The organism is Candidatus Symbiopectobacterium sp. 'North America' (genome assembly GCF_015762685.1).
In the GTDB taxonomy this organism is placed as follows: Bacteria; Pseudomonadota; Gammaproteobacteria; order Enterobacterales; family Enterobacteriaceae; genus Symbiopectobacterium.
Genome location: NZ_PEHF01000007.1, coordinates 1 through 3,433, shown reverse-complemented (window position 1 = coordinate 3,433; position 3,433 = coordinate 1). Strand labels below are relative to the sequence as shown.

2 protein-coding genes and 2 pseudogenes are annotated in these 3,433 nt (G+C 52.6%); all 4 read left to right on the top strand.

From position 1 onward, the window contains the following. Nucleotides 1-153 precede the first annotated feature (153 nt). Nucleotides 154-1,080 (top strand): aspartate carbamoyltransferase, encoded by a 927-nt coding sequence (pyrB, locus tag CS369_RS01730; protein WP_196905752.1) that lies wholly within the window; start codon nucleotides 154-156, stop codon nucleotides 1,078-1,080. Nucleotides 1,081-1,094: 14 nt separating this feature from the next. After that, nucleotides 1,095-1,554 (top strand): annotated as a pseudogene (pyrI, locus tag CS369_RS01725) (aspartate carbamoyltransferase regulatory subunit). Between the two features lie 143 nt (nucleotides 1,555-1,697). Beyond that, nucleotides 1,698-2,084: a 2-iminobutanoate/2-iminopropanoate deaminase gene (ridA, locus tag CS369_RS01720; RefSeq protein WP_196905751.1), complete on the top strand. Its 387-nt coding sequence runs from the start codon at nucleotides 1,698-1,700 to the stop codon at nucleotides 2,082-2,084. Between the two features lie 564 nt (nucleotides 2,085-2,648). Next, nucleotides 2,649-3,368, top strand: a pseudogene (nrdD, locus tag CS369_RS01715) (anaerobic ribonucleoside-triphosphate reductase); the annotation flags it as partial. Nucleotides 3,369-3,433: the final 65 nt, after the last annotated feature.

The window sequence follows — 3,433 nt, the reverse complement described above, 5'->3', positions numbered from 1 at the left end:
ATTTAAGCAAGCCCAACATCAATCGAAAATCAGTGTTGCAAAAACGGGGGTGACCATAGATTTTTTTGCCTGTCATATCGGGCGAACCTCGCCTGCCGACTGGCCGAGCTAGAGAAAAATGTTTCAGGGCTAACCGTTGGGAGAAAAGCAAACATGGTCAATCCGCTTTATCAAAAACACATCATCTCGATTAACGACCTCACCCGTGAAGATTTGGAGCTGGCGTTGCAGGTGGCCGCCAGCCTGAAGGCCAAGCCGCAGCCAGAGTTGTTAAAACATAAAGTGATCGCCAGCTGTTTCTTTGAGGCCTCGACGCGCACCCGGCTCTCTTTTGAAACCGCGATGCACCATCTGGGCGCTTCCGTGGTCGGTTTTGCTGACAGTAACAACACGTCGCTCGGTAAGAAGGGCGAGACGCTGGCGGATACCATTTCGGTGATCGGCCACTATGTGGATGCCATTGTGATGCGCCACCCGCAGGAAGGCTCCGCGCGTCTTGCCACCGAGTTCTCCAGCGGCATTCCAGTGCTCAACGCCGGAGACGGTGCTAACCAGCACCCGACGCAAACCCTGCTCGACCTGTTCACCATTCAGGAAACCCAGGGACGTTTGAATAATATCAATATCGCCATGGTTGGTGACCTGAAATATGGCCGTATCGTGCACTCCCTGACGCAGGCACTGGCGAAATTCGACGGTAATCGCTTCTACTTTATCGCCCCCGACGCACTGGCGATGCCGGATTACATTCTGGCGATGCTGGAAGAGAAGAACATCACCTATAGCCTGCACACCAGCATTGAAGAGGTGGTGTCGGAGCTGGATATTCTGTACATGACGCGCGTACAGAAAGAGCGACTGGACCCGTCCGAGTACATCAATATCAAATCGCAGTTTGTGCTGCGCGCTGCCGATCTGAATGCTGCCCGCGACAACCTGAAAGTGCTGCATCCGCTGCCGCGCGTGGATGAGATAACGACGGACGTCGACAGCACGCCTTACGCCTATTACTTCCAACAGGCAGGCAACGGCATCTTTGCACGTCAGGCGCTAGTATTAAATCGCGAACTGGTTCTGTGAGAGGGGAAAGCATCATGACTCAGGATAACAAATTACAGGTTGAAGCCATCAAACGCGGCACCGTTATCGACCATATCCCAGCGCAGGTTGGCTTCAAGCTGCTGACGCTGTTCAAGCTGACCGCCACCGACCAGCGCATCACCATCGGACTGAACCTGCCTTCCAATCATCTGGGACGCAAGGATCTGATCAAGATAGAGAGCATATTCCTGACAGAGCAGCAAGCTAACCAGTTGGCGATCTACGCCCCACAGGCCACCGTAGATTGATGACTACGCGGTGGTACGCAAGCTGGTGCCCAGCCTGCCGGAACGTATTGATGGCGTGCTAACCTGCCCGAACAGCAACTGTATCAGCCGCAGTGAGCCAGTCACCTCGTCGTTCAGCGTCAAGCAACTCGATGGCGATGCGCACCTCAAGTGCAAATACTGCGAGAAAGAGTTTGAACGTCAGGCTGTGCTGGCTGACCGCTAAGCCGCTGTGCGACGTGTGCAGGGTCATCAATGCCATTGCCTGCGCCGCGCTTTTCTGAATAATGGTAAGTTATATCCCGCCCGGCGTAGGCCCGGCGGGAATTGTCCCTTCGAAAATAGCCACGTCGAAATCCAGGAGAAGCCATGTCACGTAGCATCAGCACGGAACACGCCCCAGCCGCTATCGGCCCTTATGTACAAGGTGTCGATCTGGGCAGCATGATCATCACTTCCGGTCAGATCCCGGTAAACCCGAAAAGCGGCCTGATTGCCGAGGACATCGTCGCACAAACGCGCCAGTCTCTTGAAAACGTGCAGGCCATTGTGGAAGCGGCGGGCCTGAAAGTCGCCGACATCGTGAAAACCACGGTATTTGTGAAAGACCTGCAAGACTTTGCCACCGTTAACGCCACTTACGAAGCCTTCTTTACTCAGCATCAGGCACCGTTTCCAGCGCGCTCCTGTGTGGAAGTGGCGCGTCTGCCGAAAGATGTGAAGATCGAAATCGAAGCCATCGCGGTACTCCGCTAAGCGCGAGCGCTGTAGCACGGGGCAACATCGTTGCCCCTTGAGATTGCTGACAAAGCCACTTTACTCTTCGTCATCCTCGGCGAAAGCCGGGGATCTCTGTGAGAAGAAACGCGTTTCACCTGCAAGAGATTCCAGCCTTCGCGGGAATGACAGAGGTGGGTGTCATGTTTTGGGTAGGATTTGTCAGCAGTCTGCGGGGCAACATCACTGCCCTTAATGTATCGTTTCACCCAGCGATATAATTGCCCTGCTTATTGTTATTTCCCTACGTTTATTATGCTTTTTTGTTCGTCATTTTCCTTATGGCGCAGAGATAAAAAACTACTAATCAAATCAATATATTATTTTTATTTCGCGCAACGCCATTGCACACCCTTTCTACGCTGCTCGAAATTCTTTGTTCCAGGTCAATAAATCGCGAATTTCTTTTCACCCAAAACTACATATAGTATCTATCATAAATACAGACACTACATGTAGTACTTATCCACAATATCATCCACAACCCCCCGCAGCCCTTGTCTGCTGCGGATTCCGCTTGTGGACAACTCTGATGAACGAACGTTGAAACCAGTAGTGATTAAACGGGACGGTTGCCAGGTGCCTTTTGATGAGATGCTCATCAAGCAGGCGGTCGAACGTGCTGCGCATGCGGCAGGAGTTGATGATACAGATTACTGTGCAACCGTGGCCTGTGCGGTCGCTCAACAAATGCAAGGGAAAGCACGTGTGGATATCCGCGATATCCAGAACGCCGTTGAAAACCTGCTGATGTCTGGCCAGTATAAGCAGCTTGCGCGTACCTACATTGAGTACCGTCACGATCGTGATGTCGCCCGCGAACAGCGCGGTCGTTTGAATCAGGAAATTCGCGGTCTGGTTGAACAGAGCAACATGGTTCTGCTCAACGAGAACGCCAACAAAGACAGTAAAGTGATCCCTACCCAGCGCGACCTGCTGGCCGGTATCGTTGCCAAGCACTATGCCAAGCAACATATCCTGCCGCGCGACGTGGTGCTTGCCCATGAACGCGGTGAAATTCACTACCACGATCTGGACTACTCCCCGTTCTTCCCGATGTTCAACTGTATGCTGATCGACCTTGAAGGCATGTTGACCAAAGGGTTCAAGATGGGTAACGCGGAGATTGAGCCGCCAAAATCCATCTCAACCGCGACGGCAGTGACGGCCCAAATCATCGCGCAGGTGGCAAGCCACATCTACGGCAGCACCACCATTAACCGTATCGATGAAATTCTGGCACCGTTCGTCACCGCCAGCCATAAAAATCTATGGTCACCCCCGTTTTTGCAACACTGATTTTCGATTGATGTTGGGCTTGCTTAAAT